The following is a 21,386-nucleotide window of genomic DNA, read 5'->3' as shown; positions in this document are numbered from 1 at the left end:
GTGGGCGCTGGCATTTGCAAGGAGTGAATTGATATGCGTAACCGATTTTTAATTCTATTGTTAATCTTTGCCCTGGTCTCTGGCACGGTGTTCGTTCTAGTGAACGCCTCTGCCTCCCAGGCGGCAATGACGTCTGAAGCGCCGGTTGTTCAGACAGATGGTAACAGCGCGGATGCACCGACTGCGGACAAACAGACGCGCGGTCAACGGGAAGAACTCCCGGCTGACATTCAGGCGCTCTTCGCTGAGGGGATGACGGCCGAAGAGTTTGTGCAGATGGCCGGTTATGTGCCCGCCGCTCTGGCCGACATCGTCACCAGCGACGCCCTGATGATCATTGAGTTTGAGCAGGCGCCGCTGGCTGCTTATTATGCCGCTGAGAAGGCCAACGGCCGTACCCCGGCCCCCACCGCCCTGCAAAGCTATGAGCAAAGCCTGAAAAGCGCACAAACGGCCGTCGCGCCCCAAATCGAAAGCCTGGGCGCCACAATCATCTCCAATTACACGGCCGTCTACAATGGCATCCAGGTCCTCACCCCGCTGAACAAGCTAAACGAACTGCGTGCGCTGCCCGGCGTGAAAGCAATCCATCGCGCCCCCACCCACGAGCCAACCCTTTCCGCCAGTGTGCCGCTGATTGGCGCGCCGGATGTCTGGGAAGACCTGGGATATGCCGGTGAAGGCATCACCATCGCCATCATAGACACCGGCATAGACTACACCCACGCCGTCTTTGGCGGCAGCGGTGATCCGGCTGACTTTGCCAGCAATGACCCGGACTTCATCGAATCGTTCAGCTTCCCCACAGCGAAAGTTATTGGCGGCTACGATTTCGCCGGCACCACCTACAACGCCGATGATACCTCCCCATCCTATCAACCTATCCCCAATCCCGACCCAGACCCGCTGGATGAGGGGGGGCACGGCACACACGTGGCCTCCATTGCCGCCGGTAATGCCGCCGGTGATGTGAGCGATGGTGTGGCCCCTGCGGCCAAGCTCGTCGCGCTTAAGGTCTTTGGCGCCAGCGGCTCCACCAGCCTGGTCATTGACGCGCTGGAATGGGCGACCCACAATTACATGCTCTTTGGCTGGCCGCAAGTCATCAACATGTCCCTGGGCAGCAACTTCGGCACCGATAACGTGGATGACCCCAGCGTCGCGGGCACAGAAAACGCGGTAGCTGCCGGTATCGTCGTCGTTGCTTCAGCCGGTAATGCGGGCAACAACAGCTACATCACTGGCTCACCGGCCACGGCCGACAAAGCCATTTCCGTGGCGGCGTCAACCAGTGGCTTTGTTACCGGTCCGGCCATTAACATTTCTGGGACAACCTACATTACCCAGACCAATATCATCTACACGCCGGCGAGCTTTGACAACGACACAGGGCATTACATCACCACAACGGCCGCGCCGTTGGCATACGTCGGCAACCTGGCTGGAGCCACGAACAATCAGCTATGCTCCACGGCTGGAATCGCCCCCGACGCCCTGGACGGACAAATCGCCCTGATCCAGCGCGGTACCTGCGCGTTCAGCGACAAAGTAAATAATGCTGCGTCCTTAGGGGCGGTAGGAACCATTATTTATAACAATACAGCCGGTGCATTTGGTGGCATTGGCGTGCCGGTGCTGATCCCCGCCGCCTTCATTCAGATGCAAGACGGGATGAACCTGGTCCCGGCAGACGGTGAAATCGTCGTTGTCAACGGCAAAGAGGATGTTGTCACGGTTCCGGATCCTTATACTCCGGCTGATTTCATTGCCAGCTTCTCCTCACGCGGTCCGCGTGGCTACGACTCTGCGCTAAAGCCAGAAATCACCGCCCCAGGCGTGGGCATCTTTGCCGCCGATATGGGCAGTGGTGGTGGCGGTACAAGCCTGAGCGGCACTTCCATGGCCGCGCCGCATGTCGCCGGTGTGGCGGCGTTGATGGTGCAGGCCAACCCAGATTGGACGCCTGAACAAATTAAGGCGGCCATGATGAACACGGCCGTGCCTCTGGCCGACAACACCCCCATCCCCCGCACCGGTTCCGGCCGTGTAGACGCTTACCGCGCAGTGGACACAGATGTCTTCGCCATCGGCAACGACGATCTGGTCAGCCTGAGCTGGGGCGTGCCCATGTCGCGCAACGACGCTGTCACCCGCGTCAGCAACGTCACCCTCTACAATGAAGGCGACAGCGAAGTAACTTACCTGACCGACTGGATGTTCCAGGCCGGTTCGCGCACGGTCGGCGCAGCGCTGACTGTCGAGCCAGGGGAAGTTACCCTCGCCGCTGGTGAAAGCGCGGTTGTCACCGTGACCCTGAGCCTGGACATGACCCAGATTCCGGTCTTGTTCGGCGTCGTGGAAGAGTATTACGGCTGGGTCGTCTTCTCGCCCGCGCCGGTTTACCAGATTTACCTGCCGGTTATCGCCAAAGATGGCGCCGACGTCCCATCGGCCGCCCAGGCTGGCGCCGTGGCCGCCGCAGCTGGCGATCTGGTTGTACCCTTCTACTTCCAACCACGGCCGTACTCGCAGCTAGAAGAAATCGCTGCCAGCAGCGTCATCACCGACCCGGTAAACGATGTGGCAACCTTCGATATTACCCATCGCGGGCCAATCACCTCCAGCCTGTGGGCTTTCCCGGCTCTGGTATGGAACGACACGCCAGATCCGGCTATGGCCGGTCCTGGTGACGTGCGTCTGTTTGGCTTAGATTACGCCGGAGCAGATCCGACTTATGGCGACATCGTTGCCATAGGCATTGACGCCTGGAATTACTGGCATGTGCCCCAACCAGACTTCGCCGAGTTCGATCTGTACATTGACGCTGACCAGGACGGTACGTGGGATTACGTTAACTTCAACTGGAATAACGGCGCGCGCACTGGCGCAGGCAACAACAACGTGTGGGTCGTTGCCCAGGTGGACCTGGCGACCAATCTGGTGTATCTTGCCAGCCCATACGCCATCTACACAGACTACAACGCCTCCTACATGGAATGGTACTTACCGGCCGCCTGGCAAGACCTGGGACCGACCAATTCCACCTTCGATTATCAGTTGTATGGTTTTGATGAGGGCGGCGTCAGCATGAATCCGGCCGGGCAGTTCGACTATGCCAATTCGCCGTTTGCCTGGGACCTGAGCAACGACCCCGGTCCGGCCAATCTCACGGCCGTCATGACTGTGTCTGTAGACAGCCAGACCGGCTATTGGTACAGCGAACCGCTGGGCGTGATGATTGTGGATTACAACGGCGACCCACGCAATGTCAACGGTGGGCAGGCGTACTTTGAGCCAATCACCGTTGGGAGCCTGGATGTGTTTGATCTCACCATCTTGCACACCAACGACTTCCATGCGCGGGTGGACCAATACAACCGCAACGGCGCCCGCTGCAAACCGGCAGATATTACGGCCGGAAACTGTATCGCCGGCGCGCCGCGTGTGGCAGCGGCCGTTAACGACATCCGCGCCAACACCGACAATGTTGTGGTAGTAGACGCCGGTGACCAATTCCAGGGCACGCTCTTCTATAACCTCTTCAAAGGTGATGTCCTGACCATGACCATGAACTACATCGGTTACGATGCCATGGCCGTGGGCAACCACGAGTTCGACAACGGACCGGCAACCCTCGCCAGTTTCATCAGCGGGTCAGACTTCCCCGTCCTCAGCGCCAACATAGACGCCAGCGCCGACCCAGACCTGCAAGGCCTGATTCTGCCTTACACAGTTGTTGTGCGCGGTGGACAGGAGATCGGTATTATCGGTCTGACAACGCCCGATACGACCAACATCTCCAGCCCCGGTCCGAACATCACCTTTACCGCCCCAATTACGACCTTACAGGCAACGGTAGACACCCTGACAGGAATGGGCATTGACAAAATCATCGCCCTGACCCACATGGGGTACGACGTTGATCTGGACCTGGCCGCGGCGGTGAGCGGCGTAGATGTGATCGTCGGCGGGCACAGCCACAGCTTCCTCTATTCCCCGGCGCTGCCTGTTTCCTTTGGGCCGCCTTCTATCGGGCCGCTGACCCCGGTTGGCGAATACCCATCCGTGGTGGAAAGCCCGGCGGGTGAGCCGGTGTTGGTTGTCACGGCTTACCAATGGGGCACGTTCTTGGGCAACCTGGACGTACTCTTTGGCCCGGATGGGCTGGTACACTACTACCAGGGCAACCCCATTTACCTGGGCACGGCCGTCACCCCAGACCCGGTGCTGGACGGCATGTTAGAGCCATTCCGTGACGCCGTAGCAGATCTCATCGCTACCCAGGTGGGCACAACAACAGTTGACCTGCCCATTCTGGTAAGCGGCGTTCAGATATGCCGCATCGGTGAATGTCTGATGGGCAATCTGGTGGCCGACGCCATGCTGTGGAAAGCCAACCAGGCTGAACCAGGCGCCAACTACCAGATCGCCTTCCAAAACGGCGGCGGCTTGCGCGCCCCGATTCTGGCTGGCCCGGTGTCCATGGGCGACGTACTGGAGACTTTGCCATTTGGCAACGCGATTGCCACCTTTGAACTGCAAGGCGTCTACGTCAAAGCCGCATTGGAAAATGGCGCGCGCCTTTACCCGGCTGCCAATGGCGGGTTCACCCAGGTCTCCGGTTTGCGCTATGAGATCAATCCGGCCTTGCCGGCTCAGGCGCGGGTGGTGAACGTGGAAGTGTGGAACGGCTTAAGTTGGGACCCGTTGGACGAAGACGCGATGTATAAAGTTGTGACCAATGACTTTATGCGCCGCGGCGGCGACAACTACCTGATGTTCCGTGACAACGCCGTCAATCCCTATGACTTTGGCCCGGCATTAGACGAGGCGCTAGCGGATTACTTCCTGGCTTTCTCGCCGGTGACACCGATGATTGAAGGCCGCATCATCTTCACGCCATAGGGTTTGTTTGCAATTAACTTTGGAGTTTCCAGATTGGACCAATCTTGGAGATTGGTCCAATCTCACAAGTTAAAAACATATGAACCCATAGGTCTGAGATTCACGCAGTTTGCCAAGGCCCTGAGGGTTTTAGAAATCCTCAGGGCCTAAAACAAAACGGGAAGGAGAGTGTTCTCCTTCCCGTTTTGTTTTAGCGCTGTATAGCCTCAGCCGCTCGTCAAACCTGCCTGAGCGCTAAACAAACGTGATGGCCGGTTCCTGGTTGCAGACGCTTTCCCACCATTGGCGGATGCGGCCGCCAATCGGCCGGCCCACCCACTGCTCCATGTCGTAAATGATCGGCCACAATTTTTGGAAATCTATGCCGGTCCCCAGGCCCATTTTGTAGGCCAGGAACACCAGATCTTCGGTGGCCAGGTTGCCGGCCGCGCCCGGGGCAAAGGGGCAGCCGCCCAATCCGCCCAGGCTGCTGTCGAAGATACGCACGCCAGCCTGCAGGGCCGTGGTAGCGTTCGCCAGCCCCATCGCCTGTGTATCATGCAGGTGAACGGCCAGCCGGTTCATATCCAGGCGGCGGCCTAACTCTTCCATCAGATGGCCGACTGACAGCGGGTCGGCGTGGCCGATAGTATCGGCGATCGCCAACTCGTCGGCGCCCAGTTCCCACAGTTTTTCGGCAAGGGCGATGGTGCGGTAGGGGTTGGTACGCCCTTCAAAGGGGCAGACCCAGGCGGTCATCACGTACACGCGGGTCCAGAGGCCGTCTCGTTTGGCCTGGGAAACCAGGCTGCGGCTGATCTCTAACGCTTCCTGGGTGGACATGCGGGTATTGCTCTGGCTGAAGGATTCGCTGACCGACACGCCGCAGGCAATGGCCCGGCAGCCGGCGGCGATGGCCCGGTCGTAGCCGCGCTGGTTGAAGACGAGGCCGACGAATTGGGTGGGCAGACGGCCGTATTTTCCCAGCGCCGTCACCATCACCTCATCGGCATCGGCCATCTGCGGCACGGCCGTTGGGTGAACAAAACTGGTCAGCTCGATGTGCTGCAAGCCAGCCTCTACCAGACCATCCACCAGCCGGTTTTTACGCGCCGTGCTGATGGGATTGGCTTCATTTTGCAGGCCATCGCGTGGCCCCACTTCATACACCTTGAATAAATCTTTCATGGTTTCATGCTGGACAATGGCGTTTTATTCGCTGCGCATCTCATTTGTGCTGCACGATACAGGCGGGTTGATGGGCAAAGTCTATCATAACTCGCGGCGGGCGGCGATACGGCCGTTCCCCAAAGCCTCCATACCATGACATTTGGCGTTTGACAAGTTGGCTTTCCTGTCCTACATTTTGCACAAATGGCTTTATAACATGGCACACCACCCTGAATGAAAAGGTTTAGGGTTGTCAAATCTTAAAGATTTGACAACCTTATGTTCACAGGAGACATCATGCGTGGGCTGCACCCACCGCCACGAATGAAAACCCTGGGAACGCAGGCGTCTCGCCTGCCGGGGCGGACGGGACGTCCGCGCTCCCATTTTCGAAGGAGAAAAAATGTCTGGCATCATTGCAAAGTTTTTCATTTGTATCACCTTATTCCTGGCGCTGATGGGCTGCACATCTTCAACTGCCTCTACCCCAGAAGCCGCCATCGCCGTCCCCGAAAACCGCGCCCTGGTCATCGGCGACATTTCCGATGAAGCGGCGGAAACGATCAAAGGAACCCAACCAGTGGCCGACTATCTGGCGGCGCAGTTGAGTGACTTTGGTATAACCGAGGGGGTCGTCAGAATTGCGCCCGACCTGGAAACCATGATCACCTGGATGGACAATGGCGAAGTGGACACTTACTTTGACAGCCCATACCCTTCTCTGGTGATCAGCGAGGCGACGGGCGCAACGCCTATTTTGCGCCGTCTGAAATATGGCGTAGACGAGTATCATACTGTCTTTTTTCAGCCGCGCCGGGGCAGACTATCAATCGGTGGACGATCTGGTGGGACAGATGGTCGCGTTTGAGGAGCCTTTTTCCACGTCGGGCTATATGCTGCCGTTGGCTTATCTGATTGGGCGTGGGCTGACGCCGGTGGAAAAGATGGCATTGGCTACGGCCGTTGCCCCCAACGAGATCGGCTACGTCTTCAGCACGGCCGACAATACCACCATTCAATGGGTCATCAGCGGCCTAGTTCCGGCCGGCGTCACCGACAATATCACCTTCGGCCGCCTGCCGGCCGAAACCCAGGCCGAACTGGCTGTCTTCGCCGCCACAGACGATGTGCCGCGCCAACTGGTGCTGGTGCGCGCCGATTTGGACGAGACCCTGGTCGCCGCCCTGAAAGCCGAACTGTTGGCAATGGATGAAAACGAATCCGGTCAGTCTGCCCTGGAGATCTTCCTCACCACTGAGTTCACCGAATTCCCGGAAGGACCGGGAGAAGCCCTGGCGCAGATGAAAACACTCTACCAACTGGTTCAGACGCAGCCATGATTCATTGGGGATGGAAACAGCGGCCGTTGGCGGTTAAGCTGACCTTGATGATCACCTTCATCGTCATTCTGGTGGTGACTTTGCTGACGCTGCTTTCCGTGCGCCGGGAAAGAGCAGCCTTTGAAGACGAATTGGAGCAGCAAGTCACCCTGCTGCTGGATACACTGATCGCCAGCAGCGCGGACTCACTTTATTTTCTGGACGCCGACTTTCTGTCTGACCTGATGGACGACCTGGGCCAGTTTAGGGTGGTGACGTTTGGGCGGATTTATGACGCCGACGGCCGTATCGTCGCCGACGCTTTAAACCCTGATACACGCTTCAACATCACCCCAGACCCCTACGGGCAAACCCTGGTCAACAGCGACGGCGTTCTATTCGACTGGCAGTCTGAACAACTGGTGGCCGGCGAGGCTGTCATTTTAGGCAACCAACGTATCGGGGCCATCAGTGTAGGGCTGCCCACCGCCCCGCTGCGGGCCAAATTAAACCTTCTGGCGCGACAAGTCATTCTGGTAGCCTCTTTTGTCGTTGCCGTGGGGCTAACATTGGCGCTGCTGTTCAGCCGCTCCATCACCGACCCGCTGCAAGAGATGATTCGGGCCACGCAGCGGGTGCGCGACGGCGACCTTTCGCAGCGTCTGGCCATTAGCAGCGGCGATGAATTGGCGCTGCTGGGCGGCCATTTCAACGACATGACCGCCCAATTAGAAGCCACACTCAACCAAATGGAGGCCGAGATTGAGGAGCGCAAGCGAACGCAGTCGGCTTTGGAAGTTGCCAAAGAGGCGGCAGAGGTAGCCAACCAGGCCAAAAGCACCTTCCTGGCTAATATGAGCCACGAGCTGCGCACGCCGTTAAACGCCATTTTGGGATTTGCCGAATTAATGGCCCGCGACCGCACTATCTCGGCGGCCCAAGAGGTGAACTTACAGGTCATCAGCCGCAGCGGAGAACACCTGCTGGAGCTGATCAATCAGGTGTTGGACATGTCGAAGATTGAAGCCGGCCGCATGGCGCTGGACGAACGAGAGTTTGACCTGTTTCGCCTGTTGGCCGACCTGGAAACCATGTTCCACGTAAAAGACCAGGATAAGAAGATTCGTTTTATCGTCCAACGCCACCCGGACGTGCCGCAGTATGTGCGTACCGATGAGGTGAAGCTGCGGCAAATCTTGATCAATCTGCTCAACAACGCCTTTAAGTTTACCCAGGCGGGGCATGTGATGCTGCGGGTAGACTGCCGGGTGGATACGGCCGTTACCCATCCGCCCACCGCCACCCTCCTGTTTGCCGTCGAAGACACCGGACCGGGCATCGAGCCGGAAGAGCTAGGCATCTTATTCGACGCCTTTGTACAGGCCAAAGCGGGCCGCAGCGCTGGTGGCGGCACAGGGCTGGGCCTCTCCCTCAGCCGTCAGTTTGCCCAACTCCTCGGCGGCGACATGTCGGCGCGCAACGTGCAAAACAAGCCCGGTAATGGCGCGTTGTTCCAATTCCACGTTCGCGTCCAGCCATTAACCAATGGTCTGCCTGGTTATGGGCGGCCTGACCAGATTGTCGGCCTGGAACCGGGCCAACCTACCTACCGGCTGCTTATTGTGGACGACAACGAAGACAACCGCCAGGTGATGCTGCGCCTGCTGGAGCCGTTGGGTTTTGCAATTCGTCAGGCGAGCAATGGGCAAGAGGCTTATCAGACATGGCAGGCATGGCAGCCGCATCTCATCTGGATGGACCTGCACATGCCGGTGTTAAACGGCTACGAAGCCACCAAACAGATCAAAAGCGCGCCCGCCGGGCAGCAGACAATCGTCATCGCCACCACAGCCACCGCTTTTACGGCCAACATTGATGACATTGCCGCTTCCGGCTGCGACGATTTTGTACGCAAACCGGTGAAAGCAAGCGAGATATTTGAGGTGTTGCAGCAGCATTTGGGGGTGCGCTATGTGTACCAGAAATGGTTGGATGAGGGGGTAACGGCCGTTACCCATCCCCCCACCGCCAACCCACCACTGCGCGATGCCCTGGCTGCCCTGCCGCCGGCTATGCTGGCCGACCTGCGTCAGGCTGCGACCCAAACCAACATGGCGGCTATCACCGCCTGTCTGGAAAACATCCACCAGCATGATCCGCAATTAGCCCACAACTTGAAACAGATGGCAGATGAGTTTGAATACGATAGAATACTTTTGTTGCTGCCTGAAGATAAGACCTGACAAGTTTTCAATCGCGTACTGGTAAGCAGTTACATCAACTGTCGAGAAAATGTATGGCGTTGTCTAAATCCAATATCCTGATTGTAGACGATACACCGGATAATTTGCGCCTGTTGGCCCGGATTTTAGCAGATGCTGGCTATATGGTACGGCCGTCGCGCAGCGGAAAACTGGCTCTGGCTTCTGTCCAATCCGTCCTGCCGGATCTCATTTTGTTAGACATCATGATGCCTGAAATGGATGGCTACGAGGTTTGCCGCCGCCTCAAAGCAGACGAACTAACCCGCGATATACCGGTCATTTTCATCAGCGCCTTGAATAATATAGACGAAAAAATAAAGTCGTTTGCTGTGGGAGCAGTTGATTATATTGCCAAGCCATTTCATGGCGACGAAGTCCTGGCCCGGGTGAAGACGCACCTGACCATCCGCCAACTACAGAACGATCTGCTGACGCAAATCGCCGAATTAGACGCTTTTGGCCATACCGTCGCCCACGATCTCAAAAATCCGCTGGCGCTGATTGTGGGATTCGCCGAGCTGATGTTGAGCGACAACCTGCGTCTCACTGCCAGCCAGCAGGGTAATTATCTGCGCCAGATTCAAAAAGCGGGCTACAAGGCGGCCAACATCATTGATGAACTGCTGCTGCTGGCGAGTGTGCGCCGGCAAGATGTGCAAATGGTACCCATTGACATGGCGCTGGTGGTGGCCCAGGCCCAAGACCGCCTGTTCACGCTGATTGACGAGTATGGCGCGAAAATTCATCTGCCGGACAATTGGCCGACGGCCGTCGGCCACGCCGCCTGGGTGGAGGAGATTTGGGTCAATTACCTGAGCAATGGTCTAAAATACGGCGGACGGCCGCCATGTATTGAATTAGGGGCGGAAAGAACGGCCGTTAACCAAATTCGCTTTTGGGTCAAAGACAACGGCCCAGGCATTGCGGCGCACAAACAAACCACGCTCTTCACCGAATTTACCCGCCTGAATGAAATCAAAGTGGAAGGGCACGGCCTGGGTCTCTCCATCGTGCAGCGGATTGTCAATAAGCTGTCCGGTCAGGTTGGCGTGATTAGCCAGGAAGGGGCGGGCAGCGAATTTTACTTCACTCTGCCCGCCGCCAATTCTACAGACCTGTCAGAACCGTAAAACAAGTAATCATCTAGAAATGACATGGCCCAGATTGGACCAATCTCCAAGATTGGTCCAATCTAACAAACAGGAAATTATTTAAAACACAGAAGGGCAATCTTGCTACCAGCCGTTGGCGGCTACCAGCCGTTGGCGGCTACCAAGCCGTTGGCGGCAATGACGCCCTTGTACCAATGGGCGCTGTCTTTCAACAAGCGCTGCTGCGTGGCAAAATCTACCCACACCACACCAAAACGCTGCGTATACCCCTTTGCCCACTCAAAATTATCCATCAGCGACCAGACAAAATAACCGGCCAGCGGCACGCCTTCCTGGATGGCGCGATGAGCAGCCAGAAAATGGTCACGCAAGTAGTCGCGGCGGCGCTGATCGGTAATACGGCCGTTCTCATCCGGCCCATCCCCATAGCTGCACCCATTCTCCGTAATGTACAGCTTGGGCGCGCCATACGCGCCATACAACCGCCCCAATAGATGATACAACCCATCGGGATACACTTCCCAACCCATCTCTGTAGGCTCGCCCACCCTGAAAACCTCCTGCGGCGCATTGTCCGGCGCGGTGGCGTCCCGGACAATGAACCGGGTGTAATAATTGACGCCCAGGAAATCCGTCGCCACGGCAATGGTCGCCATATCGTCGGGCTGCACATGGTCGAATCCCTGAGGCAAAAATTGGGCATAATGGGTCATCATATCGGCGGGATACTGACGGCCGTACAGTGGATCCAAAAACCAGCGGTTGATATAGCCATCGGTCAACTGGCTGGCGCGAAAATCTGCTTCGCTGGACGAGGCCGGCTGCACGTGGCTGAGATTTAGGGTGATGCCCACTTCGGCGGCTGGGCTGTTCTGTCGCAGCACCGGGACCGTCCAACCATGCGCCAACAGCAAATGATGGGCCGCCCGCACGGCCGCGGCCGTGTCCTGCCGCCCCGGCGCATGTTCGCCCACCTGGTAGCCCAAAAAAGCGGAAACCCACGGCTCGTTAAACGTGATCCAATGCTTCACACGGTCGCCCAGGTGGCGGGAAACCACATCGGCATAGGCCACAAATGCTTCGGCCGTAGCCCGCACGGGCCACCCCCCGGCGTCTTCCAGGGTTTGTGGCATGTCCCAATGATAGAGGGTGGCAAACGGGGTGATGTTGGCCGCCAGCAGGCTGTCTACCAGACGGCTGTAAAAATCTAGCCCGGCCTGGTTGGCCGGGCCACGGCCGTCCGGCAAAATGCGCGGCCAGGCGATGGAAAAGCGATACGCCGACAAACCCAGGTCAGCCATCAGGGCCACATCATCGGCGTAACGGTGATAGTGGTCGCAGGCCACGTCGCCATGGCCGCCGTCTTTGATTTTGCCCGGCGTGTGGCTGAAACGGTCCCAGATAGATTCACTCTTGCCATCGGCGCGCCAGGCGCCTTCTATCTGGTAGGAAGAGGTGGCCGCTCCCCAAATAAAATGTTGCGGGAATTGAATAGTCGTCATAGTGGATGATACCTTTATGGGATGATGCCCCGCTTTTGCAGCAAGGCGCATAATTGTTCATAGCTGATCCCGTAACGACGGGCTAACTCGGTGGCATAACTGCGACCTAACGGCCGTCCGGGAACAATTTTATAACGGCGCTGCACCAACCCATCGGCGTTTTCGTTCTCCGGGTCAATGCGCGAAGCCACCAGACTGAGCAGCAAGCTGTCGCCGGCCGTTTCGGCGTTCAACTGCTCGGCGTTGGCGGCCAGTTCGTGCATATGGGTGGCATAGATGGCCCGCGCGCCCACCTGCCGCAGCACGCGCAGCAAATCCTGAGCCAGATATAGGCTCTCCCAGGCGCTGGTAGAGGCCAGCGACTCATTCAACAGCACCAGGCTGTGGCGCGAAATGTTGGCGAAAATCTCGCCCAACCGCTGCGCCTCGTCGCCAAAACGACCGGTCCCCCGCTCCAACTTTTCTTCCACCGGAAAGTGGGTGAAGATGGCATCCACCGGGCTGATACGCGCCTGTTGACCAGGCACAGGAAAACCGGCCTGAGCCAACACCTGCGTCAGGCCAATGGCCTGGACATACGTCGTTTTGCCACCCTGGTTAGGGCCAGTGAGGATGAAGATACGGCCGTTGACCCCCATGTCCACGTCATTGCCCACCACACTGCCGCCCAAATCGCTTCCCGGTGAGTCACTGCTCCGTTGCAGCGCCAGCAAGACATTGTAATTGTTTTGCACCTGGAACAGGCGTGCGTCTGGCGGGGCGATGTCTGGTCGGGTCATGGGTAAGCCGGCCGCTTCCATACGCCCCACCAGCCGGCAGCCCACCAGGTAAAAGAGGATGTCGCTGCGCAGGTTTGCCAGGAAACGGCCGTTGATCTGCTTGTAACTCTGCAACGCCTGATTGATCGGTTCACACACCTTGTCCAACACCTGGGCCAGGTCGCGGAACAGCGGGATCATCAGCGGCTTCACCTGATTGTGGGGTTTTTAATTTCCGGTGGCAGCGGCGTGCCAATCAGGTTAGGCGCTGATGGCCCCAACGCCGAATGAACCGGGGCCAGTCCAGTCCAGCGCTGTTTGTTTTTGCCAAAGAACTTTTCCAAAAAGCCAGACGATTCAAAGTGGGTGTTGTTTACCGACAGCAGCGCCGCCTCCACGGGTTGCAGATGTTGATCCAGATTGACGCCGATGGTCAGGCTGCGGCTGGCGCGCAGCGCCTCCAGCAGGCCCGGCAGTTCGCGGGTCAGATTTTGGTAGGTTTCGTCGGCCTGGATACGGCCGATTTCCGCCCGCAGCGCTTGCAGCCCGGCCGATTGCAGGTGGTCGCCAACGGCCGTAAATGCTTCTGCCAACGCTGTGATACACGTGACCACGTTCTCCAATTCCCCGGCGCGCCAGGCCACCTCATACAGCGGCGACGTTTCCTGGATGTTGTGGCGAAAATGGTAAGCTGTCAGATCATCCAGCGTGGGCATTAGCTCTTGAAAGCAGGCCACCAGGGCCGGTTGGGTCAACAAATCGGCCATCACATCCTGGCGGTAGCCGATAACGGCCGTATCCATCTCCAACACCAGCAAAATGTTGGCTAAATCTTGCCGTTGGTCGGGATCGGCTGCCAGGTAGTGCAGGGCATTATCCAGGCCCAAGTCGGCCACGTAGCGCCGATTGACCTCCGATTCGGCCGGTTTGGGCGGCGACGAGAGCGGGCGCAGCAGCGAGAATTCCGGCCGCGAGTCGAACAAATGACGCATGGCGTGCATGGTTATGGGATGGATTGGCGGAGCTGTTCGCGCATTTGCCCCGCCGTTAAGCGCGGTGGCAGGCCGCCAATAATCTCCCACGTTTCGCTGTGGCTCACCGATTCGCCCGGCTGCAGGAGCGTCAGCGGCCCCAAGGATTCCAGTTCCAGACATTGGTCGTTGACGTAGATTTCGGCGTTGCAGCCAAAGTCGGGGTGTGGACGGCCGTCGTAGACTGGGAAGCGTTTGACAAACAGCACATCATCCAGGAAGTACGCCAGCCAACCGCGCCGGTTAAAGCTGCCGATTTTGCACGGCCGTGCCACCACGTCTGGCCCCACAAAAATGTAATCATCGTCCAGATGCAGGCGGCTGTCGGTCAGTTGGGTATAGGGCCACAGGGTCAGTTGGCGGTTGGGCAGCAGGCCAGCTTCGTCTAGCGGACCGATTTGCTGTGGGAAAACGGCCGTGCCGCCCAGGCGCATCTGGGTAATGGCCCAGGGAGCCAGCTCCACCGGCCACATCCCGGCATTGAGCAAGGTATGTTCGATGGTTAGTGCCGGACGGCCGTCGTGCAGGCGTATCGTCATGGTTTTGCCAATGGCCGAGTATGGCTCTTGTGGTCCTTCCAGACGCGCGCCATCCGGCAGGGCGGTCACAAACAGACCGGCGTTGTCGGGCAGGTAGGTGCGGGGCATGGCTTCCGGCGCGTGCCACAACCGATGCCCGCCGCGAATATAAAAACGGCCGTAAGGCGTCTCCCAGAACGTCTCCGGCGCTTCGGCCAGCAAGTTTTGGTCGGAACCAGCCAGGAAAAGGCGCACCAGGCGCGGCCCGGCCTCCGCCAGATATTCCAGCCGCAAAAATTCATTTTCAAGAATCTGAGTGGGTAATCCGTAGAAATCGCTGCTGCTCATGGGTCTCCTTTTCGCGCCACAAACCGTGCCGCGCCACAAACCGTTACTCTGGACAGATGTTTGCCAATCCGCCCAAAAATATCACAATCTGGCGGGTCTGCCTATATTGCCTGGAACGGCCGTTTGGCATAAAAACCTTCCCCCCAAAAGAAACACTATGTTTGCACTTTTTTCCAACAACAAAATTTTGCTGCCGATACGTCATTCTGAGCGGAGTCTTCGGCCATCCGGCTTCGGAGCGAAGAATCCCCATGCTCTGGTCGTTAAAGCTGAATGGGATGCTTCGGAGGACCTCAGCATGACATCAAGCGGAACAATCGCGTCTAGCAACTGATCAGTACCAACCATCAACCGCCCGCTCCGAAGTGCTAGACTTTGCTCGCTTTTTGTCCACGAATCAGGCTGCTTACCCACTCGCCGCCTGAGTGATCATCGTCAGGCCACGCCCAGTTTCACCTGAATGGTAACGGCCGTTTTCCCTTCCGGCGCGCACACCACATTGCCGTCCACCGGCTGCCCGTCTAACAGCAGGGCAACGGCCGTGCCACTCCCCACACGCTCCACCTCAAACCGATACGCCACGCCGCGAAACTGCCGCGTCACCGTAAAACCAGGCCAGTCTGCCGGGACCACCGGGGCCACTTCCAGCCCGGCATACGTCGGCCGAATGCCCAAAATCCATTGGGTAATCGCCACGTAATTCCAGGCGGCCGTGCCCGACAACCAGGAATTTTTGGCCTCGCCAAACGTGGGCGCTTCTTTGCCGGCGATGGTTTGCGCATACACGTAAGGCTCCGAGCGATGCACCTCGCTGATGGCTTCCCGCGCCGAGGGATTGATGCGCCGGTAATAATCAAACGCTGCGTCACCGCGCCCCAGCACGGTTTCGGCGATCATCACCCAGGGGTTGGTGTGGCAGAAGACGCTGCCGTTTTCCTTGTAGCCCGGCGGGTAGGAGGAGATTTCGCCCAGGTGCAGGTGGTACTGCCGGTAAGCCGGATGCAGCAGCACAATGCCATGCGGCGTAGCCAGCCGTTCGGCCACGCTGTCCAACGCTTGCGCGGCACGGCCGTCGGCCAGCCCAATGCCGGCCATCACGCACATGCCCTGCGGCTCGATGAAGATTTGCCCATCGTCGCATACCTGCGACCCCACCGGGTCGCCGTTGTCATCGTAGGCGCGGCGGAACCAACGGCCGTCCCACCCCTGGTCCAGGGTGACGGCCGTCATCGCCGCCGCCGCCTGCCGGTAAGCCGCCGACTCGTCGGCCCGTGCCAGCGCCGCCGCCAGGTCGGCCATTTCCTGCGCCGCCAACACAAACAGCCCGGCGATAAACACCGATTCGGCCACTTTGCCATCCTTGTTGGTCGTCGTCTGGAACGATTCGCCCGGCTCAGAAGAGAAGGTGTTCAGGTTCAGGCAGTCGTTCCAATCGGCGCGGCCGATCAGCGGCAGGCCATGCGCCCCCAGGCGGTCCAGGGTGTATTGCACGCTGCGCTGCAAATGGTCATACAGCGGCGCTTCGCTGCCCGGCTGATTGTCGTAAGGAACCAATTCGTGGAGGATGGCGAAATCGGCCGTTTCCTTGAGGTAAGCCGTCACGCCCAACACCAACCACAACGGGTCATCGTTGAAATTGCCGCCGACGGCGTTGTTGCCCCGTTTGGTCAGCGGTTGGTATTGGTGATACGCGCCGCCGCTGGGTAACTGCGTGGCGGCGATGTCCAAAATGCGCTCGCGGGCGCGGGCGGGAATCATATGCACAAAGCCCAGCAAATCCTGGTTGGAATCGCGGAAGCCCATCCCTCGGCCAATGCCCGATTCAAAATAAGAGGCCGAGCGCGACATGTTAAATGTGACCATGCACTGGTAGGCGTTCCAGATGTTCACCATGCGGTTGGTATGTTCGTCGGGCGTCTCTACCTGATAAATGCGCAGCAAATCGGCCCAATACGCCTGCAAATCGGCAAAGGCGCTCGCCACGGCTGCCGGCTGGAGGAATTTTTGGATGGTCGGCCGCGCGCCGCGCTTGTTGATGATTTGCGAACCGGGTGGGTCGAACTTGGCGTCGCGTGGATTTTCCTGGTAGCCCAGCAGGAAGATCACCTGGCGGCTCTCCCCCGGCGGCAGCGTCATCATGATATGATGGGAGCCGATGGGCGCCCAGCCATGCGCGTGCGACATGCGCGACTGCCCTTCAGCGACCACTTGCGGATTGTCCCAACCGCGATACGCCCCCAGGAACGCTTCTCTCTGCGTGTCGTAGCCGGACACGTCGGCCGAGCAGGCGAAGTAGGCGAAGTGATCGCGCCGTTCGCGGTATTCGGTCTTGTGGTAGATAACGCTGCCTTCCACCTCCACTTCGCCGATATTCAGGTTGCGCTGGAAGTTGGTGGCGTCGTCCCAGGCGTCCCACAAAGCAAACTCCACCGCCGAAAACAGCGACAGCCGCGCCGTTTCAGCCCGCTGGTTGGTGATGGTGGTTTGCCAGATTTCCAATGTCTCGCCCAGGGGGATGAAGTAGCGCGTCTCGGCGCGGATGCCGTGAGCGGCGGCGGCGATGGTGGTATAGCCCAGCCCGTGACGGCAGGTGTAATCCTGCAATGGGCTGCGGGTTGGCTGCCAGGTGGGGGACCAGAAACGGCCGTTCTCATCGTCGCGCAGATACAGGTAACGGCCGCCGCTGTCGGTGGGCACGTTGTTGTAGCGATAGCGCGTCAGGCGGCGCAGACGGGCATCGCGGTAAAAAGCATAACCGCCGGCGGTGTTGGAAATCAGGCCAAAAAAGTCATCGTTGCCCAGGTAATTAATCCAGGGCAGCGGCGTGTCGGGCCGGGTAATCACATACTCTCGCTTTGTGTCGTCAAAATATCCGTAACGCATGATTGAATCCTTGTATCTATCCTGGCAAAGGTCATCCTCTGACATTTATGTCACCTTGTCAGATGCACCTTGTCAAACATTTCCCGCGCCTGAGGTGGCGCGAATGATAAGCTCAGTAGGCAAAATAATGTGGCGCGGTGGCTGCGCACCGTTGGCGATGATGTCCAGCAGAGTTTCGGTGGCTATCGCGCCAAAGCGGCGGATGGGCTGACGGATGGTTGTCAGCGGCGGTGAAGCAATCTCCGCCGCCGGCAGATCGTCAAAACCGACGATGGCAATTTCGTCGGGCGTCATGATGCCCACGGCGCGTAAAGCGCGCAGCGCACCGAGCGCCATCGCGTCCGAGGCGGCAAATACGGCGTCGGGTTGGTGGAGCAGCAGGCGCAGCATGGCGTCGTAGGCCCCAGATTCCTCGAAACGGCCGTCCACCATCAACGCCTCATCCACCGCCAGCCCGTGGTCGCCAAGCGCCTGCAAATATCCTTCGCACCGGTCTATGCCCGCGCTGATGTCCTGACGGCCGTTGATGATGGCAATGCGGCGGCGGCCTTGTTGGATGAGATGAGTGACGGCCGTATACGCCCCGGTCACGTTATCTACATCCACAAAACTCACCTCCGGCGCATTCGCCGGTCGGCCGATAACCACAAAGGGCATCGCGTGGGCCGCCAATCGTTCCACCAGTGGGTCAAATTTTTGCGCCGAAGCAATAATCACCCCATCCACCAATCCTGGCCGCTGCAAAATCGGGTACAACCGCTCTTCTTCATGTTCCGAATGGAACATAAAAAGCGCCATCACCACGTTATGGTCATTGCAGGTCTGGGCCACCCCCTGAATCAGGCGCGGATAATACGGGTCGGTAAACAACGATTGCACAATGCGCGGGATGATCAGACCAATCACGCCAGAGCGGTTAGACGCCAGCGAGCGGGCAATGAGATGGGGTTGGTAGCCAGTTTGGGCAATCACGTCCAACACACGCGCTCGCACGTCGGCGCGCACATTGGGATGGTTGTTTACCACGCGGGACACCGTCGCCCGCGAGACGCCGGCCAATGCGCCAATTTTCTCCAGCGTAAGTCGTTCGTTCATAGCTGCTGCCTGCTTGCTCATTCACCACAGAGATACGGTGGGCATGGAGATTGAACCTTTAAATTGGTCGTATTCCCGTGGTGGCGCGTGTTGTTTTTCAAGTCCTGAGAGCGCTCTCAACAATCGCTGGATCATAACAAATCAACCGGTGGTTGTCAAGGAAAAGGCGGCGAAAATCGGGGGGATGAGAAGGCTGTTGACAAACGGCCGTACCCGATTTACAATTTAGACCGAATGGTTTAACCGATTGGTTTAACCAGTTGGTTTAACAAAAAATGAGACAAGGAGCAGCTATGCCACGACCGCGCTTTGACAATTTGCCGCCAGAAAAACGGGAGCGGCTGTTGGAAACGGCCGCCAAAGCTTTCGCCGCCAACGGCTATGAACACGCTTCCATGAACCAGATTCTGGCCGACGCCGGCATTAGCAAGGGGGCGGCCTATTATTATTTCGACAACAAGGCCGACCTGTACGCGGCGACGGTGAACCATTATCTGGGCGAGTTTTTGGGCGAACAAGGGTTGGATTTTGCGGCGCTGACGGCCGTTAGCTTCTGGCCCACCCTGCTGGAGATTTATCGGCGGCAGTTTAGCGGGTTTGCCGAACGGCCGTGGGTGTTTGGGCTGGCTAAATCGGGTGGGCCGGTGGTGAGCGAAATGTTAACCAGCGGGCCGCTGGCGGAGATGTGGCAGGCCCTGGCCACACTGTTGGACAATCTCATCGGGCGCGGGCAGGAATTAGGCGTTGTGCGCACCGATTTGCCGCAAGACCTGCTCATCGCCCTGGTGATGGCCCTGGATGAAGCCCACGACCGCTGGCTGCTGGCGCGCATTTCCGACCCCACGCCCACCGCGCCAGACGCCGCCGCCGAACGGATGGTGGCTTTGCTGCAACGGCTGCTCGCTCCGGCATGATAGCGCAGCCAAATTGTAACCAACACAAGATAGCGATGATTACTGTACAAGATTTGCAATTTACATATGCAAAAACGGCCGTTCCCGCCGTGCAGCACCTCAACTTTGCCGTGGAACGGGGCGAAATTTTTGGCTTTTTAGGGCCAAGCGGGGCGGGAAAATCCACCACGCAGAAGATTCTGATTGGCTTGCTGAAGGGCTACCAGGGGCGCGTCTCGGTCTTGGAGCGCGAGGTGGTTAGCTGGGGATCGGACTTTTACGAGCGCATTGGCGTGTCGTTTGAGCTGCCCAACCATTATCTGAAGCTAACGGCCGTAGAAAACCTGACCTATTTCGCCGCCCTGTACGGCCGTCCGACCCGGCCACCGCAAGAATTATTGGCGATGGTCGGGTTGGCCGACGATAGCGCTATGCCCGTCGGGCAATTCTCTAAAGGCATGAAAAACCGGCTCACCCTGGCCCGTGCTTTACTGCACGACCCGGAACTGCTGTTCCTTGATGAGCCAACGGCCGGCCTGGACCCGGTGAATGCCCGGCGCGTGCGCGATCTGATCAAAGCGCAGCAGGCGGCGGGCAAGACCATCTTCCTGACGACCCACGACATGATGGTGGCCGATGCCCTGTGCGACCGGGTGGCCTTCATCTTAGATGGGGCCATCGCCCTGATTGAGTCGCCGCGCCAGCTGAAGCTGAATTATGGCGCGCCGTTGGTGCGGGTGGAGTATGGGCTGAATGGCGACGGCCGTACCACACAGGAGGAGTTTGCGCTGGTAGGGCTGGCGGAGAACGGCCGTTTCCAAGAAATCCTGCGCCAGTACCCGCTGCAAACCATCCACTCGCAAGAAGCGACGCTGGAAAACGTGTTCATCCGCGTGACCGGGAGAAGTCTGTCATGACACGTCTACAAGCGACCGTCCTGTGCGACGCCCGGCTGCAATTTCGCAATGGCTTCTATTATGCTTCGCTGGTCATTGTGGTGGTGTGCATTGGCCTGCTCAGCCAGATTCCCACCCAATACCTGACCTGGATTTTCCCGGTGGTCATCCTGAGCAACCTGGTTGTTGGGACCTTTTACTTTTTGGGCGGGCTGGTGCTGCTGGAAAAAGCGGAAGGCACGCTGACGGCGCAGATCGTCACGCCGCTGCGCCAGGGCGAATACCTGGCGGCCAAAGTGCTCACCCTGACGGCGTTGGCGATTCTGGAGAACGGCGCTTTTACCCTCTACGCTTTTGGCCGCGGGGTAGATTGGCTGCCGCTGCTGTTGGGCGTCGCCCTGACCTCCGGGTTGTTTTGCCTGTTCGGCTTCCTGGTCGTGGTGCGCTACGACTCGATTAACGAGTATTTGCTGCCTTCGATGGCGTATACCGCGGCTGCCTCTCTGCCGATGATTGCTTATTTGATGCAGTGGGATTCCTGGCTGGTGTATGTGCATCCCTGGCAAGCGCCGCTGGTTTTGCTGCAAGCCGCCTGGCAGCCCATCGCCGCCTGGCAGTGGACATACGGCCTGGGTTACAGCCTGCTCTGGCTGGCGCTCCTATTTTGGGCCTGCCGCCGCGCCTTTTATCGCTTCGTCGTCCGGGTATGAGTG

The 21,386-nt window shown here is 58.5% G+C and carries 15 protein-coding genes; 8 read left to right on the top strand and 7 right to left on the bottom strand.

Annotation, left to right across the window (positions count from 1 at the left end; translation table 11 throughout):
* Positions 1-33: 33 nt before the first annotated feature.
* Positions 34-4,905 (top strand): S8 family serine peptidase, encoded by a 4,872-nt coding sequence (locus tag IPM39_06025; GenBank protein ID MBK8985625.1) that lies wholly within the window; start codon positions 34-36, stop codon positions 4,903-4,905.
* A 234-nt stretch (positions 4,906-5,139) separates the two neighbouring features.
* On the opposite strand, the gene IPM39_06020 is transcribed toward IPM39_06025, so the two are convergent.
* Positions 5,140-6,072, bottom strand: coding sequence for a hydroxymethylglutaryl-CoA lyase (locus IPM39_06020; protein ID MBK8985624.1), 933 nt, complete (start codon positions 6,070-6,072; stop codon positions 5,140-5,142).
* A 385-nt stretch (positions 6,073-6,457) separates the two neighbouring features.
* Between IPM39_06020 and IPM39_06015 the strand changes: the two genes are divergently transcribed.
* The 4 genes from IPM39_06015 to IPM39_06000 are packed head-to-tail and all read left to right on the top strand — an operon-like array spanning position 6,458 to position 10,767.
* Complete coding sequence (locus IPM39_06015; GenBank protein MBK8985623.1) at positions 6,458-6,922, top strand: PhnD/SsuA/transferrin family substrate-binding protein; 465 nt, start codon at positions 6,458-6,460, stop codon at positions 6,920-6,922.
* Positions 6,888-7,394, top strand: a complete 507-nt coding sequence (locus tag IPM39_06010) for a PhnD/SsuA/transferrin family substrate-binding protein (GenBank protein ID MBK8985622.1) — start codon at positions 6,888-6,890, stop codon at positions 7,392-7,394. Before IPM39_06015 ends, IPM39_06010 begins: the two co-directional genes overlap by 35 nt.
* The gene (locus tag IPM39_06005) at positions 7,391-9,616 is read left to right on the top strand and encodes a response regulator (protein ID MBK8985621.1); all 2,226 of its coding nucleotides are present in this window, start codon (positions 7,391-7,393) and stop codon (positions 9,614-9,616) included. Before IPM39_06010 ends, IPM39_06005 begins: the two co-directional genes overlap by 4 nt.
* 53 nt (positions 9,617-9,669) lie before the next feature.
* Entirely contained in the window at positions 9,670-10,767 is a 1,098-nt protein-coding gene (locus tag IPM39_06000; protein MBK8985620.1) for a response regulator, read from the top strand.
* A 122-nt stretch (positions 10,768-10,889) separates the two neighbouring features.
* Here the strand turns inward: IPM39_06000 and IPM39_05995 are convergent, their stop codons facing one another.
* From IPM39_05995 to IPM39_05970, 6 genes are all read right to left on the bottom strand, one after another.
* Positions 10,890-12,251, bottom strand: coding sequence for a beta-glucosidase (locus tag IPM39_05995; protein MBK8985619.1), 1,362 nt, complete (start codon positions 12,249-12,251; stop codon positions 10,890-10,892).
* Positions 12,252-12,265: 14 nt separating this feature from the next.
* The gene (locus tag IPM39_05990; protein ID MBK8985618.1) at positions 12,266-13,210 is read right to left on the bottom strand and encodes a hypothetical protein; all 945 of its coding nucleotides are present in this window, start codon (positions 13,208-13,210) and stop codon (positions 12,266-12,268) included.
* A gap of 8 nt (positions 13,211-13,218) precedes the next feature.
* The gene (locus tag IPM39_05985) at positions 13,219-14,001 is read right to left on the bottom strand and encodes a hypothetical protein (GenBank protein ID MBK8985617.1); all 783 of its coding nucleotides are present in this window, start codon (positions 13,999-14,001) and stop codon (positions 13,219-13,221) included.
* A gap of 11 nt (positions 14,002-14,012) precedes the next feature.
* Positions 14,013-14,906 (bottom strand): hypothetical protein, encoded by an 894-nt coding sequence (locus IPM39_05980; protein MBK8985616.1) that lies wholly within the window; start codon positions 14,904-14,906, stop codon positions 14,013-14,015.
* Positions 14,907-15,341: 435 nt separating this feature from the next.
* Positions 15,342-17,789 (bottom strand): glycosyl transferase, encoded by a 2,448-nt coding sequence (locus IPM39_05975; GenBank protein MBK8985615.1) that lies wholly within the window; start codon positions 17,787-17,789, stop codon positions 15,342-15,344.
* A 72-nt stretch (positions 17,790-17,861) separates the two neighbouring features.
* A complete protein-coding gene (locus tag IPM39_05970; GenBank protein MBK8985614.1) occupies positions 17,862-18,884 on the bottom strand; it encodes a LacI family DNA-binding transcriptional regulator in 1,023 nt (340 codons plus the stop codon).
* 293 nt (positions 18,885-19,177) lie between these two features.
* Here IPM39_05970 and IPM39_05965 point away from each other — a divergent pair, with 293 nt between their 5' ends.
* Genes IPM39_05965 through IPM39_05955 form a run of 3 tightly spaced genes read left to right on the top strand, consistent with a single transcriptional unit; the run spans position 19,178 to position 21,383 of the window.
* Positions 19,178-19,798 carry a TetR/AcrR family transcriptional regulator gene (locus IPM39_05965; protein ID MBK8985613.1) on the top strand — a complete coding sequence of 207 codons (621 nt, stop codon included), beginning with the start codon at positions 19,178-19,180 and terminating at the stop codon, positions 19,796-19,798.
* A gap of 35 nt (positions 19,799-19,833) precedes the next feature.
* Complete coding sequence (locus IPM39_05960; GenBank protein MBK8985612.1) at positions 19,834-20,694, top strand: ABC transporter ATP-binding protein; 861 nt, start codon at positions 19,834-19,836, stop codon at positions 20,692-20,694.
* Positions 20,691-21,383 (top strand): ABC transporter permease, encoded by a 693-nt coding sequence (locus IPM39_05955; GenBank protein MBK8985611.1) that lies wholly within the window; start codon positions 20,691-20,693, stop codon positions 21,381-21,383. Before IPM39_05960 ends, IPM39_05955 begins: the two co-directional genes overlap by 4 nt.
* The last annotated feature ends 3 nt before the right edge of the window (positions 21,384-21,386 follow it).

The sequence above is a fragment of the Candidatus Leptovillus gracilis genome, from assembly GCA_016716065.1.
Taxonomy (GTDB): domain Bacteria; phylum Chloroflexota; class Anaerolineae; order Promineifilales; family Promineifilaceae; genus Leptovillus; species Leptovillus gracilis.
Note: the sequence above shows the minus strand (reverse complement) of the source record. Positions and strands in the feature narration are given on the sequence as shown.